This is a genomic window from Phytoactinopolyspora endophytica (genome assembly GCF_004138495.1).
Taxonomy (GTDB): domain Bacteria; phylum Actinomycetota; class Actinomycetes; order Jiangellales; family Jiangellaceae; genus Phytoactinopolyspora; species Phytoactinopolyspora endophytica.
Genome location: NZ_ML142853.1, coordinates 283,909 through 286,337, shown reverse-complemented (window position 1 = coordinate 286,337; position 2,429 = coordinate 283,909). Strand labels below are relative to the sequence as shown.

At 66.0% G+C, this 2,429-nt stretch carries 2 protein-coding genes; both read right to left on the bottom strand.

The window, feature by feature from the left end:
- The coding region (locus ELR45_RS37635) for an ABC transporter permease (protein WP_205856469.1) at nt 1-696 on the bottom strand (696 nt) is incomplete at its 3' end.
- Between the two features lie 50 nt (nt 697-746).
- On the bottom strand, nt 747-2,429 hold a 1,683-nt coding region (locus ELR45_RS12120), incomplete at its 5' end, for an ABC transporter substrate-binding protein (RefSeq protein WP_129666259.1).

Here is a 2,429-nt window from a genome sequence, read left to right as displayed (position 1 = left end):
GAGGTGGTGGGCGATATCGACCAGCTCCGGAAAGAAGCCGTCGTCGACGCCGCGAGCTGATCGCATGCCGTTCACCGGGAACAGGTCCAGCTCGACCGAGAAGACGATGATCACGATCATGCCGAGCCAGAACGTGGGCGCCGACCACAGCGTGAGGGAGATGCCCACCTGTGTCTTCTCGAAGGTGGTGCCCTGTTTCCAGCCGGCGCGGGCACCGATCCACACACCGAGGCCGGCGGCGAGCACCAGCGCGGTAGCGGTGAGCAGCAGCGTGTTGGGCAGCCGGTCCCACATCAGGTCCGTCACCTGGGCGCTGGAGACGTACGACTGGCCCCAGTCCAGGGTGAACAGGTCCTTGACGTACTCCCAGAACTGGACGGTCATCGGTTCGTTCAGGCCGAGGCGCTCTTCGATCTCCGCGCGCTGCTCCGGGGTCATCGGCGAGTCCCCGCCGATCGCCCGTACCGGGTCGCCGCCGATGACGCGGAAAATGAAGAAGGCACTGAGCAGCACCAGAACCATCGAGACCAGCGCGCCGGACACCCGTCCGGCGACGTAGCGGAACAGGTCCCGCCGTGCCGCCGAACGCGGCGTGCCGGACGGTGGTGTCACTGCGTCGAGTTCACTGCCGTCGCCGCCGGTGCCGGAGCCACCTGGTGGTGACGCCGGCACCGGGGCGGTGGAGAGGTCGCTCATCGAGAACTTCTCGTCCCTTGTTCGGTGGTGTCGTTGCGGTCGGGTCCGCTCTACTCGCGTTCGTCGGCGGTCGAGCGACGACGGACGAGCCAGACTGCCGCACCGACGACGACGAGTGCCGCGATGACGATCCCGACGATCAGGCCGGTGTTCGAACCGCCGTCGTCATCGGAGGCCGCGTCGGCGTCGTCACCGTCGGCTGCTGCGCCGCCGTCATCATCGCCGGCCGCCCCGCCGTCCTCCTCGGCCGCCATGTCGGCGGGGACAGCCTGGCCGTATCCGTAGTGGCCCTGCTGCCGGGCGATGGTACCGCCGGACGCGGGCAACATACCGAAGCCGGTCCAGTCGTTGGAGTACGCCTCGATGGCGTGGTCGTTGTAAAGGATGATCTGCGGAGTGTCCTCGTAGCGGATCTGCTGCATCTCGCGGACGATGCCGGCGCGCTCCTCGGGGTCGGTGGCCTGTACCTGGGCCTCCCACAAGGCGTCGAAGTCCTCGTTGCAGTAGAAGTCGAACGACAGGTCCGTCGGCTCCGGCTCGTCGGGTAACCGGTCGCAGGTGAGGTAGGCGAGGTCCTCACTGGGGTCCGGTCCGTAGTTCCAGCCGCCGAAGGCGATGTCGTAGTTGCCGGCGTCGGTCTCCTCGTTGAGCGGCGTGGTCTCCATCGGGATCGGTTCCAGCGCGATGTCCAGCTCGGCGACCCAGTCCACCAGGAAGTCGACGATGTCCGCATAGACCGGCCGGTCCGAGTGGTAGAGCACCCGGAAGTTCAGCGGTTCGCCGCTCTCCGGGTCGATGCGGATGCCGTCGTCGTTCCGCTCGGTGTAGCCGGCGTCGTCCAGGAGCTGATTGCCCAGGTCGGCGCTGACCTCCACGGTCTCCTCGCCCGGATCCCAGAAGTGATCCGCGAAGATCGGGGCGACCCACCCCACGCCGGGGGTGCCGTTGCCGTCGAGGATGGTGTCGACCAGTTGATCCTTGTCGACGACGTGGTGGATCGCCTGGCGCACGGCGACATCGGCGAGAGCCGGGTGGCCGTCGCCGAATTCTTCGCCGTCCTGGGTCCGCGCACCCATGTTGAAACTGATGTTCTCCAAGTGCCGGCTCGGCTGGATGCTGACGGTGATGTCTTCGTTGGCCTCCAAAGCGGCTGCCTGCTCCGGGTTGAGGTTGTCGAGGAAGTCGATTTCACCCTGTTGGAGAGCTTGGACCGCGGCCTCGGTGGTCTGATAGCTCTGGAAGATGATCTGGTCGTAGCCGACCGGGCCATCCCAGTAGTCCGGGTTGGCGGTCAGCACCACTCGCTCGCCGCCGCTGTACTCGGTGAGGTGGAACGGGCCCGAGGTGGGCTGTTCCGGCTCGCCGATGTACTCGTCGGGGTTCTCGATCTCGCCCCACACGTGCTCCGGCATGATCATGATGTTGTTCAGGTGGTTCATGATCGCGTTGGGTTCCTCGGTGGTGATCTCCAACGTCTGATCATCCGGTGCCTCGATCGAGGCCATCTGGTCGACCAAGCCGCCGTGCCGGGAGTTGAAGAGCTCGTTGCTCTGCAGCAGCTCAAAGGTGAACTTCGCATCGTCGGCGGTGACCGGCTCACCGTCTGACCAGGTGGCGTTGGGATCGATGTGATAAGTCCAGGTGAGCTCGTCCTCGGAGACCTCCCAGCTCTCCGCGAGCCCGGGCGCCGGCGTGAAGTCATCCTGGTTCCAGCGGATCAGTGGGTCGTACAT